Raw genomic sequence first — 19,640 nt, 5'->3', positions numbered from 1 at the left:
GGTTGTGACTACGGTCACAGCAACCCGAACCGCAAGGAGCAGCCATGACTGTGTACGCCCAGCCCGGAGCCGAAGGAAGCGTCGTCACCTACCGGTCCCGCTACGACCACTGGATCGGTGGCGAGTACGTCGCACCCGTCAAGGGCGAGTACTTCGAGAACATCTCGCCGGTCAACGGCAAGGTGTTCACCGAGATCGCACGCGGCACGTCCGAGGACATCGAGGCCGCGCTCGACGCCGCCCACGCCGCGGCTCCCGCCTGGGGCAAGACGTCCGTCACCGAGCGCGCGAACATCCTCAACCAGATCGCCGACCGCATCGAGCAGAACCTCGAGATGCTCGCCGTCGGCGAGACGTGGGACAACGGCAAGCCCGTGCGCGAGACCCTCGCCGCCGACCTGCCGCTCGTCGTCGACCACTTCCGGTACTTCGCGGGGGCGATCAGGGCCCAGGAGGGCTCGCTGTCGCAGATCGACGAGCAGACCGTGGCGTACCACTTCCACGAGCCGCTCGGGGTCGTCGGCCAGATCATCCCCTGGAACTTCCCGATCCTCATGGCGACGTGGAAGCTCGCACCGGCGCTCGCGGCCGGCAACGCCGTGGTGCTGAAGCCCGCCGAGCAGACCCCCGCGTCGATCATGCTGCTGATCGAGCTGATCGGCGACCTGCTGCCGGCCGGCGTCGTCAACATCGTCAACGGCTTCGGCGTCGAGGCCGGCGCACCGCTCGCGTCGAGCTCGCGCATCCGCAAGATCGCGTTCACGGGTGAGACGACGACGGGACGTCTGATCGCGCAGTACGCGAGCCAGAACCTGATCCCGGCGACGCTCGAGCTCGGCGGCAAGAGCCCCAACATCTTCTTCGAGGACGTCGCCAGCAAGGACGACGCGTTCTACGACAAGGCGCTCGAGGGCTTCGCGATGTTCGCGCTCAACCAGGGCGAGGTCTGCACGTGCCCGAGCCGCGGCCTGATCCAGAACTCGATCCTCGACCAGTTCCTGCCCGCCGCGACCGAGCGGGTCAAGGCGATCGTGCAGGGCAACCCCCTCGACACCGACACCATGATCGGCGCACAGGCCAGCAACGACCAGCTCGAGAAGATCCTGTCGTACTTCGAGATCGGCGTGCAGGAGGGAGCCCGCATCATCACCGGCGGCGAGCGTGTCGACCTCGGCGGCGACCTGTCGGGCGGCTACTACGTCGCCCCGACGATCTTCCAGGGCCACAACAAGATGCGGATCTTCCAGGAGGAGATCTTCGGCCCGGTCGTGTCGGTCACGGGCTTCGACGACTACGACGACGCGATCGACATCGCGAACGACACGCTGTACGGCCTCGGCGCCGGTGTGTGGTCGCGCGACTCGAACACGGCGTACAAGGCCGGTCGCGACATCCAGGCCGGGCGCGTGTGGACGAACTGCTACCACGCGTACCCCGCGCACGCGGCGTTCGGCGGTTACAAGTCGTCCGGCATCGGTCGCGAGAACCACAAGATGATGCTCGACCACTACCAGCAGACGAAGAACCTGCTGGTGTCGTACGACCAGAACAAGCAGGGCTTCTTCTGATGGGGGAGCCGGCCGGGGCGCCGGGCCCCGACCGGCAGCTGGTCGAGCGCGTCGCGCTGACGCCCCAGGCCGCGGAGCTCCTCCGCGGCCTGCGGGCCTCGCACGACAAGCCCCTGATGTTCCACCAGTCGGGCGGGTGCTGCGACGGGTCGGCGCCCATGTGCTTCACGCAGGGCACGTTCCTCACGGGGCACCAGGACGTCCACCTCGGCGACCTGGAGTACGGCGCCCCCGAGGTCGCCCCCGTCTGGATCTCGCGCGAGCAGTTCGCGTACTGGTCGCACACCCACATCACGATCGACGTCGTGCCGGGGCGGGGAGCCGGGTTCTCGATCGAGGGACCCACGGGCAACCGGTTCATCATCCGGTCGCGGGTGTTCACCGACGACGAGGCGGCGCAGATGGAGTCCGAGCCCGCGCGGTAGAGGACGGCAGCGGCCCCGTGCACTCTCGTGCACGGGGCCGCGTCATGTCCGGCGCGCTGCGTCCTCTGGACGGGAGGAAGGGGCGCGACCTCAGGTCTCGCCCGCCCCTGACGACCGAGGATCCCTTCACGTGCGTGCACCTGCTCGACCTCTGACCACGGGCCTGCGGGCTCTCCTCGCGGCGACCGTCGTGGCGGCCGGGCTCACGTCCACGGTCGTCGCGGCCGCGCCCGCCTCGGCGGCGACGACGGTCGACGGCCTGACGCAGGCCACTGCCGCGGCCTCGTGCTGGGAGATCAAGCAGCTCGACGGCTCGGCGCCCAGCGGCCAGTACTGGATCCTGACGCCGCAGCTCCAGGTGCCGACGCGCATCTACTGCGACCAGACGACCGACGGTGGCGGATGGGCCCTGATCGGCCGCGGACGCGAGAACTGGACCTACAACTACGACGGCCTGGGCACGCCCGCCGAGGTCGCCGGCACGGTCAGCGGCACGGGCGCGTTCGCGCCGCGCCAGCTCGGCGCGGCGACCGTCACGGCCCTGATGGGTGGCAAGCGGATCGACGACCCGACGTACGGCAGCGGCGTCAGGCTGCGCCGGGCGACCGACCAGGCAGGCGCGACGTGGCAGGAGTCGCGGTGGACGTTCCGGTCGGACTCTCGCGACCGCTGGACGTGGGCGTTCGGCGCCGGGCTGCCGCTCGCGTCGTTCACGATCGGCGGCGGCTCGGGCGCCGAGGCCACGACCCGCAACGTCGGCACCGACGACGCCTTCCAGCGCATCTGGACGGCCGAGGACGCCGCCAACGGCTACACGCGCGGCTTCACGTACGGCAGCCAGGTCACCGGATCGACGTCGGCCTCGAGCTACATCTACTCCAAGAACGCCGGCGGCGTGTACGGCGTCCCCTTCACGCAGGTCTACCTCCGCCCCAAGCTCATGAGCTCGCAGCTGTCGTTCGCGTCGGTCCCGAACGCGGGCACGGCGGCCGAGACGATCCGGGCCGCGCCGCGCAGCGGTGCGCTGGCGACGTCGTGGGGCGTCACGGGCCTCGGGGCGGGCGGCACGGCCGAGACCGCCGGCGAGGTGCAGGCCTTCGCGCAGATCGGCGGCACGGTCTACGTGGGCGGCAACTTCACGACGGTGCAGAAGGGCGCGTCGGCGTCCGGCAGCGACGTCGTGTCGCAGCCGTACCTGGCGGCGTTCGACGCGACGACCGGCGACTACGTCCGCTCGTTCACGCCCCGGCTCGACAACCAGGTCAAGTCGCTCGCGGCCCTGCCCAACGGCAAGCTCGCGGTCGGCGGCGAGTTCACGTCGGTCGACGGCAGCGCCCGCAAGGGCCTGGTCGTGCTCGACCCCCGGTCCGGCGCCCTCGACGCGTCGTGGACCACGAACCTGGTCAACAAGCTGACCGGCGGGATCGTCTCGGTCCGTGGCCTCGACGTCGGCGGCAGCTACCTCTACCTGACGGGTGCCTTCACGCACTTCACGCGCCCCGACGGGTCCGAGCGGTACGCCAAGGGCGGCGCGCGGATCAACCTGTCGACGGGTGTCGTCGACACCGCCTGGAACCCCGACTTCAACGGCACCGGCACCGCGGTCGACGCCAGCGACGACGGGTCGGCGGTCTACTTCTCGGGCTACTTCACCACGATGCGGGGCGGCGCCGCGGCCGATCGCGCGGCGGCGATCAGCACGGCGTCGGGCGCCGCGAAGGTCGCGGACTGGCAGCCCACGTTCAGCACCGCCGGGTCGGCGCGCTACCAGCAGGCCGTCAAGCAGGTCGGCGGCAAGGTGTGGCTGGGCGGCTCGCAGCACAGCATGTTCTCGTACGACCCGTCGACGTTCGCGCTCGAGAACGCCCACATCACCAAGGACGGCGGAGACCTCCAGGCCATCACGGGCGGCAACGGCCTGGTCTTCGGCGGCTGCCACTGCGAGCAGTGGAACTACTCCGACACGACCCAGTTCGACACGACGTCGCCGGGATCGACCAGCATCACGTGGTCGCAGGCCGACAAGATCTACTACGTCGGGGCCTGGGACGCCCGGACGGGCGACTACGCACCCGAGTTCACGCCCGAGATGCGCGCGCGCCAGGGGCGTGGTGCGTGGGCCCTCATGGTCGCGTCCGACGGCACCCTGTGGGCCGGCGGCACGATGACCAGCGCGGTCAAGGAGAACGGCGCCAACCAGTGGGTCGGCGGCTTCGCGCGGTTCGCGGTCCGCCCTCACACGGCTCCGAGCCGTCCGAGCAACCTCGCGGTCTCGGTGTCGGGCACGACCTCCCAGCTGACGTGGAGCGGCTCGGCCCCGTCGGGCGGCACCTTCGAGGTGCTCCGCAACGACCGCGTCATCGGTCTCACGACCGCCAACCAGCTGTCGGTCGCGGGCGCCTCGTCGGGCGACCGCTTCGCCGTCCGGGCCGCCGACGGCTGGGGCAACCGCTCGGCGTCGACCGCGGTCGTCGGGCCCCCGGCAGGCAGCGTCACGACGGTCCCGGTCGTCACGGCGGGCTCGACCTGGTCGTACCTCGTCGACAACACCGTGGCCGTCCCGTCGACGTGGAGGACGCCGACGTTCGACGCCTCCGGTTGGCGCACCGGCACGGCGGCCCTCGGCTGGGGCACGGGCGCGATCGCGACCAACGTCGACGTCCCGTCGGGCTCGACCCGCCCCCTGACGTCGTACTTCCGCAAGCAGGTCACGGTCAAGAATCCGTCATCCCTGAAGTCTCTGGTGCTGACGACGCGTGCCGACGACGGCATCGCGGTCTACGTCAACGGCACCGAGGTCGGTCGCTCCAACCTGCCCGCCGGGACGCTCACGGCCGGCACCTACGCGACGTCGGCGCAGAGCACCGCGACGGCCACCGCGAGCCCCGTGTCGTGGGACGTCCCGACGAGCCTGATCGGCTCCGGCGGGGCCGTCACGATCGCCGTCGAGGTGCACTCCAACTACCGGCTGACGCCCTCGATGAGCATGGACCTGACCCTCACGGGGACGTCGTGACGACCCGCGCGGCGCAGCGGCCCGGCGTGCGCGAGGGCTACGCCGCCCTGGCACGTGCACAGAAGAGCGGCGCGGGCGTCCCGTGGTACATGCGCGTCGTCAACCGGCGGCTCGGGCGGGCCCTGGCGGCCGTCGCGGCCCCGACGCGCGTCACGCCCGACCACGTGACGGCCGCGAGCCTCGTGGCGTTCCTGGCGGGCGCCGGCCTGGTCGCGGGCGTCGAGCCCTCGGTCGCGTCGGCCGTCGTCGCGGTGGTGCTGCTGCAGCTGGGCTTCGCGCTCGACTCCGCCGACGGCCAGCTCGCCCGGCTGCGCGGCACGGGCTCGCCGGCGGGGGAGTGGCTCGACCACGTCGTCGACTCGGGCCGCCACCTGCTGCTGCACGTCGCCGTCCTCGTGGGGCTGTACCGGTTCACCGACGTCCCCGACGCCGTCCTGCTCGTCCCGCTGGCCTTCGCGCTGGTCGCGACGGTGCGGTTCTTCGCGCAGGTCCTCGCCGAGCAGCTGGCCCGCCGCGACCCGCTCGCGGGCCCCGACTCGGTGCCGCGCCTCGGGGTCTGGATCCAGGCGCCCGCCGACACGGGCCTGCTCAACCTGGTGGTGCTGCTGTGGGCGTGGACCACGGCGTTCGTGTGGGTCTACGGGGTCTTCGCCGTGCTCAACGCCGTGCTGCTGGGCGCGACGCTCGTGCGCCGCCACCGCGAGCTGACCGCCCTGCCCGGGAGGTCGTGATGGCGACGACGACCACGCGCCGGCCGCCGGCCACCCACGCCGACGACGTGCACGACGCGCTGCCGGGCTGGCCCGTGCTGGCGCTGCTGTGGGGGTTCCCGGTCTTCTGGCTGCTCGGCGCGACCGTCATCGCCGGCGTCGCCCTGACGGTCGTGATGCTCTCGTACCTCGTGCACCACCGGGCCACGCGCCTCGTGCCCGGCGTCTACGCCTTCACGGCCTTCGTCGTGTGGGTCGTGCCGTGCGCGGTCATGATCGACTCGACCGAGCGGATGCTCGGCTACACCTACCGGTTCTCGATCCTCGTGATCGTCGGCACGGCCTTCGTCTACACGATCAGCGCGGGCAGCCGGCTCACCCGTCGCGCGATCGTCGACGGCCTGACCGCGGTGTGGGTCTTCACGGTCGTCGGGGGGATCCTCGGGCTGCTGCTCCCCGAGACCCGGCTGACGACGCCGATCGGCCTCCTGCTGCCGGACGCCCTGACGGGCAACGACTACGTCCGCGACCTGTTCTTCCCGCCGTTCGCCGAGGTGCAGCAGCCGTTCGGCTCGCCCGTCGAGTTCGTGCGCCCGTCGGCGCCGTTCCCGTACGCCAACAGCTGGGGCGTCGCCATCGTCCTGCTGACGCCGGTCGCGATCGCGTGCTTCCTGCAGGCACGGTCGCGTCTGCCCCGCGTCGTCGTCGCCGTGGGCCTGGTCGCGATGATCGCGCCGGCGCTGTCGACGTCCAACCGGGGGATGTTCGCCGGTCTCGTGCTCGCAGCGGTGTACGTCGTGGTGCGGCTGACGATCCGCGACCGCGCGGCACCCGTGCTCGCGATCGCGGTGCTCGGGGCCATCGGCGCGGCCGTCCTGGTCGGCAACGGCCTGCTCAACCAGATCCGGACACGCCAGCAGTACGGCGACTCGTCGGGCACCCGGTGGTCGCTGTACCAGGAGACGTTCGAGCGGTCGCTGCAGTCGCCGCTGCTGGGGTACGGCGCCCCCCGCCCGTCGACGTCCGAACCGTTGATCTCGGCCGGCACGCAGGGCTACGTGTGGATGCTGATGTTCAGCTTCGGCTTCGTCGGCCTGGCCTTCTTCCTGACGTTCCTGTGGGGCACGACGCTGCGCACGTGGCGCGCACCGGGCGACGTCGACCTCGTCCTGCACAGCGTGCTGGTCGTCGCGAGCGTCATCATCGCGATCTACGGTCTCGACATCATGCAGATGCTGTCGATCATGCTGGTGGCAGCGGTGCTGCTGAGACGTCGGCACGGTCTCGACACCGCCGGCACCCGTGACTGAGCCGGCGTCCCGCGGCATCGCCTGGGCCGGCGCGGTCAACCTCGTGGGTGGCGCGATCGGGTCGGTCGTGGGCCTCGTGCTGGCCGCCGTCGTGGGACGGCAGCTCGGTACCGACGGCGCCGGCACGTACTTCGTGGTCGTGGCCGCCTTCATGATCGTCTCGCAGGTCGCCGAGCTCGGCGCCGACACGGGCCTGGTGCGGTTCGTCGCGGCGGCGCGGGCGACCGGTCGCCCACGGGACGTCCCCTACCTGCTCGTGGTGGCGGTGCGCCCGGTGCTGGTGGCCGGCGCGGTCGTCGTGGCCGCCACGTGGGTCTGGACGATTGCGACGCCCGACGCGTTCGTCGACGTGCCGGGACCGTTGCTCGTCGGGGCGGCGGCGTCGGCGGTGCTGGCGTCGCTGACGGCGGTCATGCTGGCCGTCACGCGCGGCCTGGGCGACGTCCTGTCGTACCCGCTGCTGCAGAGCGTGCTGCTGCCGGTGCTGAGGCTCCTCGCCGTCGTCGCGGTCGTGACGGTCGGGGGAGGGGTGCTCGCGGTGCTGACGGCCTGGATCGCGCCGGTCGCCGTGGTGCTGGTGCTCGCGACGGCGTCCGCCCTGACCCTCACGGTGCGACGCTGCGGCAGCCTGCGACCCGACCCCCGGTCTCACTCCGACCACGTGCCGTCGGCGGGCGACGGTCGCTCCGGCCTGGCCCGACGGTTCTGGACGTTCAGCGCCACGCGGGGCGTCGCCGCGGCGGTCGAGATCCTGCTCGAGTGGGTCGACGTGATCCTCGTGGGGCTCCTGACCTCGGCGGAGGCGGCCGGCGTGTACGCCGTCGTGACGCGCTGCGCCCGCGCCGGCGAGGTCGTCCAGCAGGCGGCCCGCGTGGCCGTCGGACCCCAGGTCAGCGCGGCACTGGCGCGCGGCGACCGGCACGAGGCGCGCGAGGTCTACGGGCTCGTGACGGCGGCGATGATCTGGATGTCCTGGCCGTTCTTCATCGTCCTCGCGGTGTTCCCGGACGCCGTCCTGGCGATCTTCGGACGCGGCTTCGAGGCGGGGGCGACGTCCCTGACGGTCCTGGCCGTCGCGATGGGGCTGGCGACCGCTGCCGGGACGGTGCAGACGATCCTGCTGATGGGTGGGCGCAGCTCGTGGCAGCTGGCCGACAAGTCGGCCGCCCTCGCGGTCAACGTCGCGCTCAACCTGCTGCTGGTCCCGGCGTGGGGCATCGAGGGCGCCGCCGTGGCCTGGGCCGTGACGGTCCTGCTCGACACCGCGCTCGTGGTCTTCCAGGTGCAGCACCTGATGGGGCTGCGGCCCGTCGGCCGGCACCTGTGGGTCGCGGCGGCCTCGAGCACCGCGGTCGTCGGCACGACGGTGGTCGCGGCCCGCGTCGTGCTCGGCTCCTCGACGGGCGTCATGGCGGGTGCCGCGGCGACGGCCGCGGTGCTGCACCTGGCGACGGGGTGGGTGCTGAGGGACCGGCTGGGGCTGGTCGACCTCGTGCGGCACCGCTCCCACGCCTGACGCGGACGAGCCGGGCCCCGTGGGGCCCGGCTCGTCCGTGCGGTCAGGCCCTGGGGGCCGTCGGGGTCAGCGGTTGATCGTCATCAGCTCGGGACGGGGCGGGAACAGCGCGGTCAGCGCGATGTCGACGTTCTTCGACCGCAGCAGGCCCGCGAGCCGGCGCAGGGCCGCCGAGTCGTCGGTCGTCGAGCGGGCCAGCAGCACCGAGTCGGAGCGGGTCGCGAGCGCGACCTTGTTGGCGTCCGACGTCAGGTGGGTCGTGTCGATGATGATGATCTCGCCGGCCCACGAGACGCGCTTCTTGTCGGTGGGCCAGCCGCGGCTGATCTTGCCCTCGTTGATCGCGCCCGCGTCCACGAACCGGGCCGAGCGGCCACGGCGCGAGAGCGCGTCGACGAGCTCCTGACCGGGCGTGATCGAGCGGCCGTGCTGCTCCTCGGCGTCGACCATGATCAAGAAGGGGTCCTCGATGCCGATGTCGGTGGGGATCTTGAGCATGAAGGCCGCGATGTCCCACGTGTCGGCACGGTTGGTGTCCTTCGTGCCGTCGAGCACGATCTGGTCGCCGATCGCCTGCAGCCCGTCGACGCCGCCGATCTCGGAGTTCTCCTCCTTCTTGGTCAGCGCGAGCGGGATGCCGGCGAGCAGGCCGAGGAACAGGCCCGCGAGCCCCAGGGGGAGCGCGCCCGGTGTCGAGGGCTGGCGCGGCACCTCGGGGCTGCCGACGACCTGTCCCGGCGTCGTGTCGATGCTGCCCAGCGTCGCGAGCCGCGTGCCGAGCGCGTCGGCCTGCAGCTGGAGCGTGCGCTGCGCGATGGCACCGGCGAACTCCGGCGCCACCGAGGTCGCCTGGACGTCGGCGATCTGCTGCTGCGTCGCGGACGTCAGGCGGGTGATCTCGGCCTGGGCGTCGGCCTGGCGCTCGGCGAGGTACGCGTCGGCGACGGCCTCGGCGCCGTCGGCCGCCTCCTCGGGCGAGCCACCGGAGAAGCGGATGTCGAGGATCAGCGAGTCCTCCGGCGACTCGACGTGCGTCGCCTCGCGGACGTCCTTGGCCGACAGCGAGTAGTCGTCGGCGAGGGTCTTGGCGGCCGCCGCGGCGACCTTCGCGGACGTCGCGGTGCTGACCTCGGTCGGCATGCTCACCGAGCGGGCCGCGTCGGCCGACGCGCCCAGCGGATCGGCGTTCATGGGGTTGACCGACACCGAGGCGGTGGCCTCGTAGCGCGACGGGAGCGCGAACGAGACAAGGACGCCGAGGATCAGTCCGACGACAGCCGCGACGGCGACGACCGGCCAGTGCCGCTTGAGCGACCCCGCCAGGTCGGTGAGCTGCACGGGCTGAGGAGAAGTGACCATCTGAGGCGTCCTTGGATCTCACAAGGCCCCGGTGTGAGGACCTGTACCAGGGATGAGCGGGGCCACGGTCCGGTATGACGGTCGTGGGGCGGTTTTTCTCGCCGAGGCGTAACTCACAGTTGCGCTTCTCGAGGGCCGCGCTCGTCGGGAGCGGCGAAATAAATCAAGCCGAGACGGTGTGATCGCACCGCATCTAGTCCTTCGTGACCATGCGCCGAGCCCTTTGGCCGCAGCCAATGATTTATTCTTCTCTCGGATTGCAGCGAAAAACGGGACCTTCTATCTCTGGTGCCTCTAGTCCTTGCGTGCCATGCTGTCATCGCCGTCAACCACGGTGACACACGATCCGGACCCTCCACAGAGGGCACGGAGCACCACGATCCAGGGGACTCTCATGCAGGACGTTGACATCGTCGACGTGTCTGGGGCAGGGATTCAGCTCGTCGAGCTCGACGACGGAGCGCTTCTCGCCATGGCACGCTCAGGCCATCGGGAGGCGTACGCGACTCTCTTCTCCCGCTACGGCTACGCCGCCCATCGCCTGGCCCGGCACCTGGGCCAGAAGGAGGACTCCGACGACGTCGTGTCGGAGGCCTTCGCCCAGGTGCTCGACCTGCTCGGCCGCGGCAAGGGGCCCGACACCGCGTTCCGCGCCTACCTGTTCACGACGGTGCGTCACGAGTGCGCCCGCCGGGCCAAGGCCCGCCGTCGGGTCGTCCCGACCGACGACCTCCGCCAGATCGACGCGCCGGTCGCGTTCGGCAACGGTGAGCTCGACGGCTTCGAGCGCTCCGCGATCAGGGCCGCCTACGAGTCGCTGCCCGTCCGCTGGCGCACCGTGCTGTGGCACCTCGACGTCGAGGGTCGCAAGCCCCACGAGCTCGGACCGCTGCTCGACCTGTCGCCCAACAGCGTCTCGGCCCTGGTCTACCGGGCCCGGGCCGGTCTGCGCGAGGCGTACCTGCAGCAGCACGTCAAGGCCGAGCAGCCCGACGACAGCACCGCGTGCGGCGAGCTGCGCGGCAGGCTCTCGGCCTTCGTGCGGCGCACGGCGTCGGCCCGCGACCAGGAGCGCGTCCACGCGCACCTCGAGTCGTGCGGTGCGTGCATGGCGATCTACCTCGACCTGCAGGAGGTCAATCGCGACGTCGGCGCCATCGGCGTGCCCGTGGCGACCGTGGGCGTCGTCGGCGTCGCGATCGCCTCGCTGGGAGCGCACGCGACGGTGCTGCTGAAGGCGGTGGTCGCGGTGCTGGTGCCGCCCGCCGCCGCGGCGGCGATCGCGTCGGTGGCGATCGTCGGCGTCCCGGGATCGCCGGCGCCCGCTGCGGCCCCCCGGGCGATCGCGCCGGCCGTCGTCGTCCCCGACGACGTCCGGACGGCGGCGCCCGACGTGGCCGTCGGGCCGGCCTCGTCGACCGCGCCGGCCGCGCCGACGACGACGTCCGCGACGTCCGCCCCGGTCGCGTCCGCGTCACCGACCCCGGCCCCCGTCCCGGATGCCGCCGCGTCGCCGAGCCGCGTCCGGACGCCGGCCGCCGTGCCGGTCCCGGCGTCGCCCGCGCCCGCTCCGACCGTGCGTCTCGAGGTCCCGACCGGCACGTCGGTCGACGTCGGCCCGGGCCGGCTGGCGGCCTCGATCGGCCCGGTCGGGCTGGCGGTCGACGTCGTGCCCGACGTCCTCGCGCCGCTGACCGGGCGGTAGCGGCCGAGACGCCGCTCACGGCGAAGATCTGGCGGGGTCCCGTCACGAACGCGTCGTAGCGCTCTCTTGGAGGGGGAGACCGAGCGAAGGACGAGGACCCCCGTGACCACTGTGCGACCGCGGTTCGACGTCGGCTACTCCAGCGGAGTGTTCGACATGTTCCACGTCGGCCACCTCAACCTGCTGCGGAGGGCCCGCAACCGCTGCCACCACCTCGTCGTCGGCGTCGCGAGCGACGAGTACGTCGACCGCCTGAAGGGCCGCCCCTCGGTCGTCCCGTGCGACGAGCGCATCGACATCATCTCGGCGCTCGGCATCGTCGACGAGGTCATCATCGACCGGTCCGAGGACAAGCTCGCGGCATGGCAGCAGCGTCCGTTCGACGCGATCTTCAAGGGCAGCGACTGGCAGGGCACCCCCAAGGGCTACCGGCTCGAGCGCGCGATGGCGAGCGTCGGCGTCGACGTCGTCTACTTCCCCTACACCCGTCACACGTCCAGCTCGATGCTGCGCAGCTTCCTGGCCGAGGACGGAGCCGGGGAGTGATCATGTCCGAGGAGCGACGGCCGACGGTCACCGGGCTGCCGCCCGCCGTGACGGCCGTCGTGCCGACGCACCACCGGCCCGCGCGCATGCGCGAGGCGGTGCAGAGCATCGTCGAGCAGTCGTATCCCGGTGCCATCGAGATCATCGTGGTCTTCGACGCGTGCGACGTCGACCTGCCCGATCTCGACCTGCCCGGGAACCGCACCCTGCGCGGCCTCCCGAACGGTCGCGCACGGGGCCTGGCCGGGGCGCGCAACACCGGCATCGTCGCCGCCCGGCACGACTTCGTGGCCTTCCTCGACGACGACGACCGGTGGCTGCCCGACAAGCTCTCGGCCCAGATGGTGCTGTTCGAGCAGTACCCCGGAGCCGGCCTCGTCGGCAGCGCGATGCAGGTCGACGACGGTCGCACGATCCACGACCGGCCCGTGCCTCGCGCGGTCGTGACGCACGACGACCTCGTGCACGACCGCATCGCCGGGCTGCACGCGAGCAGCTTCGTCTTCCGGCGCGGGACGCTCGAGAGCATCGGCATGATCGACGAGCGCATCCCGGGAGCGCACGGCGAGGACTACGACGCCCTGCTCATGGCCGCGCAGCTCGCGCCGATCCGCCTCGTGAACCGTCCGCTCGTGGCCGTGCGGTGGTCGGGCGAGTCGTACTTCTACGGGCAGTGGGCGCCCTACGCCGAGGGGCACGCGTACCTGCTCGACAAGCACCCCGAGCTCCGGTCGGACGACTACGCGTACTCGCGCATCAGCTCGCAGATCGGCTTCGCGCTCGCGGCCGACGGGCGCGGGCGTCGGGCCCGCACGTGGCTGCGCCGCTCGCTGCGGCTCCAGCCGCTGAACGTGCGGGCCTGGCTCGGCGTGCTGATCTCGTACCGCCTGCTGTCGGCCCGGTTCGTCGCGCGCGTCGCCAACCTCTTCGGCCGGGGCATCTGATGGCCGTCATGAACATCGGCCAGCCGCTGCGGGGGCTGCGCACCGAGCGGCAGTCGTCGGTCCCGCGACGCCGCTCGCTGCACCGGGTGGGCGGCGCGGTCGTCCGTCAGGGGGTCGTCGGGTACGCCGCGGCCCTGGCCGTGCCGTGGTACCTCTCGTCCGAGCGGTTCGGCCTGCCGCGCGAGTGGACGTCGGGCGTCGTGGCGCTCGTCGGGGTCTGGCTCCTCTACAGCTTCGCGGCGCTGCCGGCGTTCGAGCGGGCCCGCTCGTTCAAGCCGTCGGTCCGTCTCGTCGAGGTGCTGGGCGTCGCGACGTTCGGGCTCGTGATCGTCGGCGTCGGCAACTCCCTGACAGCCCGTCAGGCCATGGTGTCGGTGCTGGCCGGACCCGCGGTCCTCGGCGTGTCCGCGGTCGCCCACCGCCAGGTGCTGCGGCGCACGCCGACGATCCTGGTGGGCCAGGTCGAGTCGGTCCGACGCCTGCAGAAGCGCTGGGCGGGCCGCAAGGACGTCAACGTCGTCGCGACGTGCTCGTGGCGCTCGCCGCACGAGCTGGCGCCCGCGGGGGCGGTGGCCGACCACAGCTTCGACGAGGTCGTGCGCGAGGTGTTGTCGGCGGTCGCCGAACGTCATGCGACCTCCGTCGTGATCGCGAGCGGCCGCGCGTTCACCAACCCCGCCCTGCGGCACCTGGCGTGGGCGCTCCAGCGTGCCGAGGTCGAGTGCCTCGTGGTCGCCGACATGAGCGACCACGTCGAGTACCTCAGCCCACGGCGCGTCGGCGACCAGATCGCCCTGTCGCTGCGGGCCCCCAACGACCACCTGATGTCGCTGGTGGTCAAGTCGGTGTTCGACCGGCTGACGGCAGCGGTCGCGCTGGTCGTGCTGTCGCCCGTGCTGCTGGTCGTCGCGGTCATGATCCGCCTCGGCTCCCGCGGGCCGGCGATCTTCCGCCAGGAGCGGTCGGGCCGCGACGGCCGTCCGTTCGTGATGTACAAGTTCCGCACGATGGTCGTCGACGCCGAGGCCCGCCTGGTCGACCTGCGCCGCCAGAACGAGGGGGCCGGGCCGCTGTTCAAGCTGCGCAACGACCCGCGCATCACCCCGCTCGGCCGCGTCCTGCGGAGCCTGTCGATCGACGAGCTGCCGCAGCTGTTCAACGTCGTCAAGGGCGACATGTCGCTGGTCGGCCCGCGGCCGGCGCTGCCCGCCGAGACGTCGCAGTACAGCGAGTGGGTCTGGCGGCGCCTGCACGTCCGGCCGGGCCTGACGGGCCTGTGGCAGGTCAGCGGACGGTCGGCGCTGTCGTGGGAGGACTCGATCCGCATGGACCTGCAGTACGTCAACAACTGGAACCTGCGCCTCGACCTCGCGATCCTGGCGCGCACCGTCCGGGCCGTCCTGTCCCGCGACGGTGCGCACTAGCCGCGGCGGATCAGTCGTCGTCGTTGTCGCGGTCGGGCTCGCTGCCCTGGTACACCCGGTCGCGGCCCGGGCCGCCCGACAGGCGGTCGTCGCCGCGCTCGCCCTCGATGACGTCGCGCCCGCTGCCGCCCCGGATGCGGTCGTCGCCGGAGCCGCCGGCGAGGTCGTCGTTGCCGCCGCGTCCCCAGATGCGGTCGCGGCCCGACTCGCCGTCGACGTCGTCGTGGCCCGCGCCGGCGTCGATGCGGTCGGCGCCACGTCCGCCGTCGACCTCGTCGTCGCCCGAGCCGGCGCAGATCAGGTCGCCGCCCCCGTTGCCGTCGATCTCGTCGTCCCCGGCCAGCGCGACGATGACGTCACGTCCCGACGTGCCCTCGATCTCGTCGTCGCCCGTCGTGCCGACGATCGTCGCCGCGACGCCGCGGCACTCGACGGCGGCTGCCTGGGCGGGGGACGCGAGCCCCATGACGGCGATCGTGCCGAGGCCGAGGCCGGCGAGGGTCAGGGCGGCGGTGGAACGGGTGCGGGTGCGCATGGCGTGTCTCCAGTCGTGAGGTCGATGTGATGACCCCATGTCACCGCCGCCGCATGAGGACCGGGTGAGCCGTCGATGAGAGCCTTCTCATGCGGGCGGGCCCGGGCTGTAACTCGTTGTTACCCTCGATGCGACGTCTCGGCACCGCTACCGTCGAGCCACCTGATCGAACGGGAGTCCCATGAACGACCTGACCTACAGCCTGAAGGTCTTCCGGCAGATCGGCCTGCTCAAGCCGGTCGCCCCCCACCGTCTGCTGGGGGCCGGCCTCCAGCTCGCGAAGTGGGGGCCCGGGCTCCCGTCGGGCGTCAACGCCGCCGCGAAGCGGTTCCCGCGGCAGACCGCGATCATCGACGACGTCGGCGAGATCACGTGGTCCGACCTCGCTGCGCAGGTCAACCAGATGACGCAGGCGCTCAAGGACCGCGGCGTCCGGCCGGGCGACTCGATCGCGGTGCTGTCGCGCAACCACCGCTACATGATCGTCTCGATCGTGGCGATCATGCAGGCCGGCGGCCGCGTGCTCCTGCTCAACACGATGGCCAGCCGGTCGCAGCTCGGCGAGCTGGCCCAGCGCGAGGGCGCGAGCCTGGTCGTCGTCGACCAGGAGTTCCTCGACGTCGCCCAGGACGTCGACCGGTCGATCCTGGTGCTGGGCTGGGCCGACGACGACGCCCCCGACGACCTGCCGACCGTCGCGAGCCTGTCGCGCGACCAGCCGACGACCGACCACCCGAAGCCCGAGCGGCACGGGCAGATCATCATCTTCACGTCCGGGACGACGGGACTGCCCAAGGGTGCGCGTCGCGAGGAGCCCAAGGACCTCAAGCCGCTCATCGCCTTCTTCGGCGCGATCCCGTACCGCGGCAACTCGACCGTCGTGATCGCGGCACCGCTGTTCCACTCGTGGGGCCTGATCAACTTCGCCTTCGGGCTGTCGACCGCGCCGACGTACGTCCTGCGCCGCAGGTTCGCGCCCGAGCAGGTGCTGCAGGACATCGAGACGTACCGGGCCGAGGTGCTGGTGGTCGTCCCGCTCATGATGCAGCGCATGGTCGACGTCGATCCCGCGGTCGTCGAGAAGGCCGACGTCTCGTCGCTGCGCATCACGGCGAGCAGCGGATCGGCCCTCGCGGGCGAGCTCGCCAACCACTACATGGACCTGTTCACCGACTCCGTCTACAACTTCTACGGCGCGACCGAGACCGGCTGGGTCACGATCGCCAACCCGACCGACCTGCGCGAGGCGCCCGGCACCGCCGGCACGCCCCCGTTCCGCACGACGGTCAAGATCCTCGACCCCGACGGCCACGAGGTGCCGCAGGGCGAGACCGGCGTGATCCACGTCGGCAACGACATGCCGTTCGGCGGCTACACCGACGGCAACACCAAGTCGTTCGCCGACGGCCTGATGCACTCGGGCGACATCGGCTACTTCGACGAGGACGGACGCCTGTTCGTGTCGGGTCGCGACGACGACATGATCGTCTCGGGCGGTGAGAACGTCTTCCCGCGTGAGCTCGAGGACGCCCTGATCGACCACCCCGACATCTCCGACGTCGTCGTGACGGGGGTGTCCGACGACCGGTTCGGGCAGGCGCTAGCGGCCTATGTCGTGGTCAAGCCGGGTGCCTCGCTGTCGGAGGACGACGTTAAGCAGTACGCCCGCAGCCACGTGGCGCGCTTCGCGGTGCCGAGCCGTCTGATGTTCCTCGACGAGCTGCCGCGCAACCCCACGGGCAAGGTCATGAAGCGCGACCTTCCCGGGTTCGAGTAGGCACGGCGGCGACGGTCGCCGCCAGCAGCAGGCCCAGCACGGTCGCCGCGAGGGCCGTCGGCGCCGCGCCGGGCCCCGACGGCGACAGCGGGGTGCGGGCGGGGTCGACGACCTGCCCGTCGACGCGACCGGGGGCGCCGGGGGCGTCCGGCTGCTCGAGCGCCCTCACCGCGAGATACGCCTGCGCGACGGCGTCGGCCCCGCGGACGGCCGAGCGGGGGTCGGCAGCGGCACAGCTGACGCGCAGCAGCCGCGACTGCTCGACCGTCGTCGCGTCGGTCGACCGCTCGAGCGCCCGGACCGTCAGCCCGGGCTCGCCCAGGGCGTCGAGGGCCTCGGTGCTGACGCGTCGCGTCGCGACGAGGCGACGGCGGCCTCGGCGGCCATGTCGACCCGCGACGGGTCGCCGGCGTCGACGAGGACGACCGCGGTCGCCTCGTAGCGCACGGGCAGCGCCAGGTGGACCGTGACGCCGACCAGCAGCCCCACGAGGGTGCCGGTGAGCAGCACGCGCCACCGCCTCGCCAGGCGGGCGGCCAGCTCCGTGAGGGTCAGGGTCTCCACGTCGTCAGTGTCGCGACGTCGGGGCGATCGGGTCGCCCGTCGTCCACAGGCGGGCCGTCGTCCACAGGGGGCGCGGAGGACGGTGGTGCGCCTCCGCCGATCTGCGACATAACGGGGGCATGAACCCGGAACCGGACGATGACGAGCTGGTGCGCGCGGTGCGCCACGGAGACCACGAGGCGTTCGGTGCGCTGTTCGCCCGGCACGTGGGGGTCGCACGGCGGGTCGCCCGCCGCCTCGGGCCGCCCGGCGACGTCGACGACGTCGTGGCCGAGGTGTTCGCCGGCGTGCTGACCCAGATCAGCGCGGGCCGCGGACCGACGGCCAGCTTCCGTGCGTACCTGCTGACCGGCGTCCGGCACGAGGCCCGACGGCGCGCCGTGCTGAGACGCCGGTGCGAGCCGTTCGCCGACCTCGAGCGGTGGCCCGCGGACCCCGGGCCGTCCGACGTCGACGACCGCCTGCTCGAGGCCTACGCGTCGCTGCCGCCCCGGTGGCGCCGCACGCTGTGGCAGCTCGAGGTCGAGGGCCGACGTCCCCGCGAGCTCGCCGCCGAGCTGGGGCTCTCGCCCAACGCGGTCTCGGCGCTCGGCTACCGGGCCCGGGCCGCGCTCCGCACGGCGTATCTCGAGCGGTCCCGTGCCGCCTGACGGGCAGGCCGGCGGGGCTGTGGCAGGCTTGCGCCCGTGCGCATCGCCTACGACCCCCACCCCGACGGTGAGCCGGATCCCGGCGAGGTCGTCTGGACGTGGGTGCCGTACGAGGACGATCCGCGGCAGGGCAAGGACCGCCCCGTCCTGCTGATCGCCCGCGACGGCGACGACCTCGTCGCCCTGCCCATGACGTCGAAGGACCACGACCGCGACCATCAGCAGGAGGCGCGCGCCGGACGCTTCTGGCACGACGTCGGCAGCGGCCCGTGGGACCCGGCCGGACGTCCCAGCGAGGTGCGGCTCGACCGCCTCCTGACCGTCGACCCCGCCGGCGTCCGCCGCGAGGGCGCGGTCCTCGACGAGGCGCGCTTCGACGCCGTCGTCGAGGCGGCTCGCCCGTACCTCCCGCGGGGGACGGACATCGCATGACCGACACCCGCACCCAGCCCGCTCCCGGCGAGGGCGACGACGCCCACGACGGCGACGCCCCGTCGATCCCCCGCATCGACGCCTTCCAGCGCCGGCACCGCGTCGTCGGCATGCCGCTGGCGGTGGTCTACAAGTACTTCGACGACCAGGGCGCGTACCTGTCGGCGATCATCACGTACTACGCCTTCGTCGCGATCTTCCCGCTGCTGCTGCTCAGCACGTCGATCCTGGGCTTTTTGCTGCAGGGCGACGACGGGCTGCGCGACACGCTGCTCGACTCGGCGCTGAGCCAGTTCCCGATCATCGGCACCGAGCTCGGCACCCCCAACGGCCTGCAGGGCTCGACCGCCGCGATCGTCGTGGGTGCCGTCACGGCCCTCTACGGTGCGATGGGGCTCGGCCAGGCCCTGCAGAACGCCGCCAACATCGCGTGGTCGGTGCCCCGCAACAGCCGCGCCAACCCGTTCCTGCTGCGGTTCAGGAGCATCGTGTTCCTGTCGATCAGCGGCATCGGCATCCTGACGATCGCGGTCGCGAGCTCGATCCTGGCCAATCCCGACGCGATCAGCAGCGAGCTCCAGCCCGTCATCGGGTGGGTCTCGCGGGTCGTGGGATTCCTGCTGATCGTCGGCATCTTCACGGCGGTGTTCCGGCTCGTGAGCCTCGGCCGGGCCGGCATCCGCTCGGTGCTGCCGGGCGCCTTCGTGACGGGGCTGCTGTGGCAGGGCCTGCAGTACGTCGGCAACACGTACGTCCGCGAGGTCATCGGCAAGGCCAACCAGGTCAACCAGACGTTCGCGCTGGTCCTCGGACTGCTGGCGTTCATCTACGTCGCGTCGATCATGGTCGTGCTGGGGCTCGAGGTGAACGTCGTGCTGCGCCGCCACCTGTACCCGCGGGCTCTGCTGACCCCGTTCACCGACAACGTCGTCCTGACCGAGGCCGACCAGCGGGCCTACTCGGCGTACGCCAAGTCGCAGCGTCACAAGGGCTTCCAGTCGGTCGAGGTGACGTTCGTCGACAGCTCGCACCTCGAGCACGTCGAGCCGTCGCCCCCGGCACGGGACGACGCCCGCCCGACGACGCCCTGACGTCCGACCTCCCCGGACCACTAGGCTGGGGACGACGACGCCTGTCGTCGCGATGGATTACGTGAAGG

18 protein-coding genes are annotated in these 19,640 nt (G+C 72.1%); 14 read left to right on the top strand and 4 right to left on the bottom strand.

Features of this window, described 5'->3' with window-relative positions:
• Positions 1-44 precede the first annotated feature (44 nt).
• From IFT73_RS07330 to IFT73_RS19540, 6 genes are all read left to right on the top strand, one after another.
• Entirely contained in the window at positions 45-1,568 is a 1,524-nt protein-coding gene (locus IFT73_RS07330) for an aldehyde dehydrogenase family protein (protein WP_192167071.1), read from the top strand.
• The gene (locus tag IFT73_RS07325) at positions 1,568-1,993 is read left to right on the top strand and encodes a DUF779 domain-containing protein (protein ID WP_056612189.1); all 426 of its coding nucleotides are present in this window, start codon (positions 1,568-1,570) and stop codon (positions 1,991-1,993) included. Before IFT73_RS07330 ends, IFT73_RS07325 begins: the two co-directional genes overlap by 1 nt.
• Positions 1,994-2,123: 130 nt before the next feature.
• A complete protein-coding gene (locus IFT73_RS07320) occupies positions 2,124-5,009 on the top strand; it encodes a fibrinogen-like YCDxxxxGGGW domain-containing protein (protein WP_192167070.1) in 2,886 nt (961 codons plus the stop codon).
• Positions 5,006-5,740, top strand: a complete 735-nt coding sequence (locus IFT73_RS07315; protein ID WP_197983831.1) for a CDP-alcohol phosphatidyltransferase family protein — start codon at positions 5,006-5,008, stop codon at positions 5,738-5,740. The genes IFT73_RS07320 and IFT73_RS07315 overlap by 4 nt, the downstream gene beginning before the upstream one ends.
• Positions 5,740-7,029: an O-antigen ligase gene (locus tag IFT73_RS07310; protein ID WP_192167069.1), complete on the top strand. Its 1,290-nt coding sequence runs from the start codon at positions 5,740-5,742 to the stop codon at positions 7,027-7,029. The genes IFT73_RS07315 and IFT73_RS07310 overlap by 1 nt, the downstream gene beginning before the upstream one ends.
• Positions 7,022-8,545, top strand: a complete 1,524-nt coding sequence (locus IFT73_RS19540; protein WP_192167068.1) for a polysaccharide biosynthesis C-terminal domain-containing protein — start codon at positions 7,022-7,024, stop codon at positions 8,543-8,545. Before IFT73_RS07310 ends, IFT73_RS19540 begins: the two co-directional genes overlap by 8 nt.
• A gap of 66 nt (positions 8,546-8,611) precedes the next feature.
• Here IFT73_RS19540 and IFT73_RS07300 read toward each other — a convergent pair whose 3' ends face one another.
• Positions 8,612-9,883, bottom strand: a complete 1,272-nt coding sequence (locus IFT73_RS07300) for a Wzz/FepE/Etk N-terminal domain-containing protein (protein WP_192167067.1) — start codon at positions 9,881-9,883, stop codon at positions 8,612-8,614.
• A gap of 493 nt (positions 9,884-10,376) precedes the next feature.
• Here IFT73_RS07300 and IFT73_RS07295 point away from each other — a divergent pair, with 493 nt between their 5' ends.
• From IFT73_RS07295 to IFT73_RS07280, 4 genes are all read left to right on the top strand, one after another.
• A complete protein-coding gene (locus tag IFT73_RS07295) occupies positions 10,377-11,609 on the top strand; it encodes a sigma-70 family RNA polymerase sigma factor (RefSeq protein WP_192167066.1) in 1,233 nt (410 codons plus the stop codon).
• A 102-nt stretch (positions 11,610-11,711) separates the two neighbouring features.
• Positions 11,712-12,155, top strand: a complete 444-nt coding sequence (locus IFT73_RS07290; protein WP_235502118.1) for an adenylyltransferase/cytidyltransferase family protein — start codon at positions 11,712-11,714, stop codon at positions 12,153-12,155.
• 2 nt (positions 12,156-12,157) lie between these two features.
• Positions 12,158-13,099 (top strand): glycosyltransferase family 2 protein, encoded by a 942-nt coding sequence (locus tag IFT73_RS07285; RefSeq protein ID WP_192167065.1) that lies wholly within the window; start codon positions 12,158-12,160, stop codon positions 13,097-13,099.
• Positions 13,100-13,107: 8 nt separating this feature from the next.
• Positions 13,108-14,523, top strand: coding sequence for an exopolysaccharide biosynthesis polyprenyl glycosylphosphotransferase (locus tag IFT73_RS07280; RefSeq protein WP_192167064.1), 1,416 nt, complete (start codon positions 13,108-13,110; stop codon positions 14,521-14,523).
• 10 nt (positions 14,524-14,533) lie between these two features.
• Here the strand turns inward: IFT73_RS07280 and IFT73_RS07275 are convergent, their stop codons facing one another.
• Complete coding sequence (locus IFT73_RS07275) at positions 14,534-15,058, bottom strand: calcium-binding protein (protein ID WP_192167063.1); 525 nt, start codon at positions 15,056-15,058, stop codon at positions 14,534-14,536.
• A gap of 181 nt (positions 15,059-15,239) precedes the next feature.
• Between IFT73_RS07275 and IFT73_RS07270 the strand changes: the two genes are divergently transcribed.
• A complete protein-coding gene (locus IFT73_RS07270) occupies positions 15,240-16,835 on the top strand; it encodes an AMP-binding protein (RefSeq protein WP_197983829.1) in 1,596 nt (531 codons plus the stop codon).
• Here the strand turns inward: IFT73_RS07270 and IFT73_RS07265 are convergent.
• On the bottom strand, positions 16,804-17,004 hold the full coding sequence (locus tag IFT73_RS07265; RefSeq protein WP_192167062.1) for a hypothetical protein: 201 nt from the start codon (positions 17,002-17,004) through the stop codon (positions 16,804-16,806). The two genes, IFT73_RS07270 and IFT73_RS07265, sit on opposite strands and share 32 nt — an antisense overlap.
• Positions 17,005-17,138: 134 nt before the next feature.
• A complete protein-coding gene (locus IFT73_RS07260; RefSeq protein ID WP_192167061.1) occupies positions 17,139-17,399 on the bottom strand; it encodes a Wzz/FepE/Etk N-terminal domain-containing protein in 261 nt (86 codons plus the stop codon).
• 119 nt (positions 17,400-17,518) lie between these two features.
• Here IFT73_RS07260 and IFT73_RS07255 point away from each other — a divergent pair, with 119 nt between their 5' ends.
• The 3 genes from IFT73_RS07255 to IFT73_RS07245 are packed head-to-tail and all read left to right on the top strand — an operon-like array spanning position 17,519 to position 19,572.
• On the top strand, positions 17,519-18,049 hold the full coding sequence (locus tag IFT73_RS07255) for an RNA polymerase sigma factor (RefSeq protein WP_192167060.1): 531 nt from the start codon (positions 17,519-17,521) through the stop codon (positions 18,047-18,049).
• A gap of 36 nt (positions 18,050-18,085) precedes the next feature.
• The gene (locus tag IFT73_RS07250) at positions 18,086-18,481 is read left to right on the top strand and encodes a type II toxin-antitoxin system PemK/MazF family toxin (protein WP_192167059.1); all 396 of its coding nucleotides are present in this window, start codon (positions 18,086-18,088) and stop codon (positions 18,479-18,481) included.
• Positions 18,478-19,572: a YihY/virulence factor BrkB family protein gene (locus IFT73_RS07245; RefSeq protein WP_192167058.1), complete on the top strand. Its 1,095-nt coding sequence runs from the start codon at positions 18,478-18,480 to the stop codon at positions 19,570-19,572. Before IFT73_RS07250 ends, IFT73_RS07245 begins: the two co-directional genes overlap by 4 nt.
• The last annotated feature ends 68 nt before the right edge of the window (positions 19,573-19,640 follow it).

This window comes from Aeromicrobium sp. CFBP 8757 (assembly GCF_014841755.1).
Classification (GTDB): Bacteria; Actinomycetota; Actinomycetes; order Propionibacteriales; family Nocardioidaceae; genus Aeromicrobium.
The sequence above is the reverse complement of the archived record's forward strand: the minus strand, read 5'-3'. Positions and strand labels throughout refer to the sequence as shown.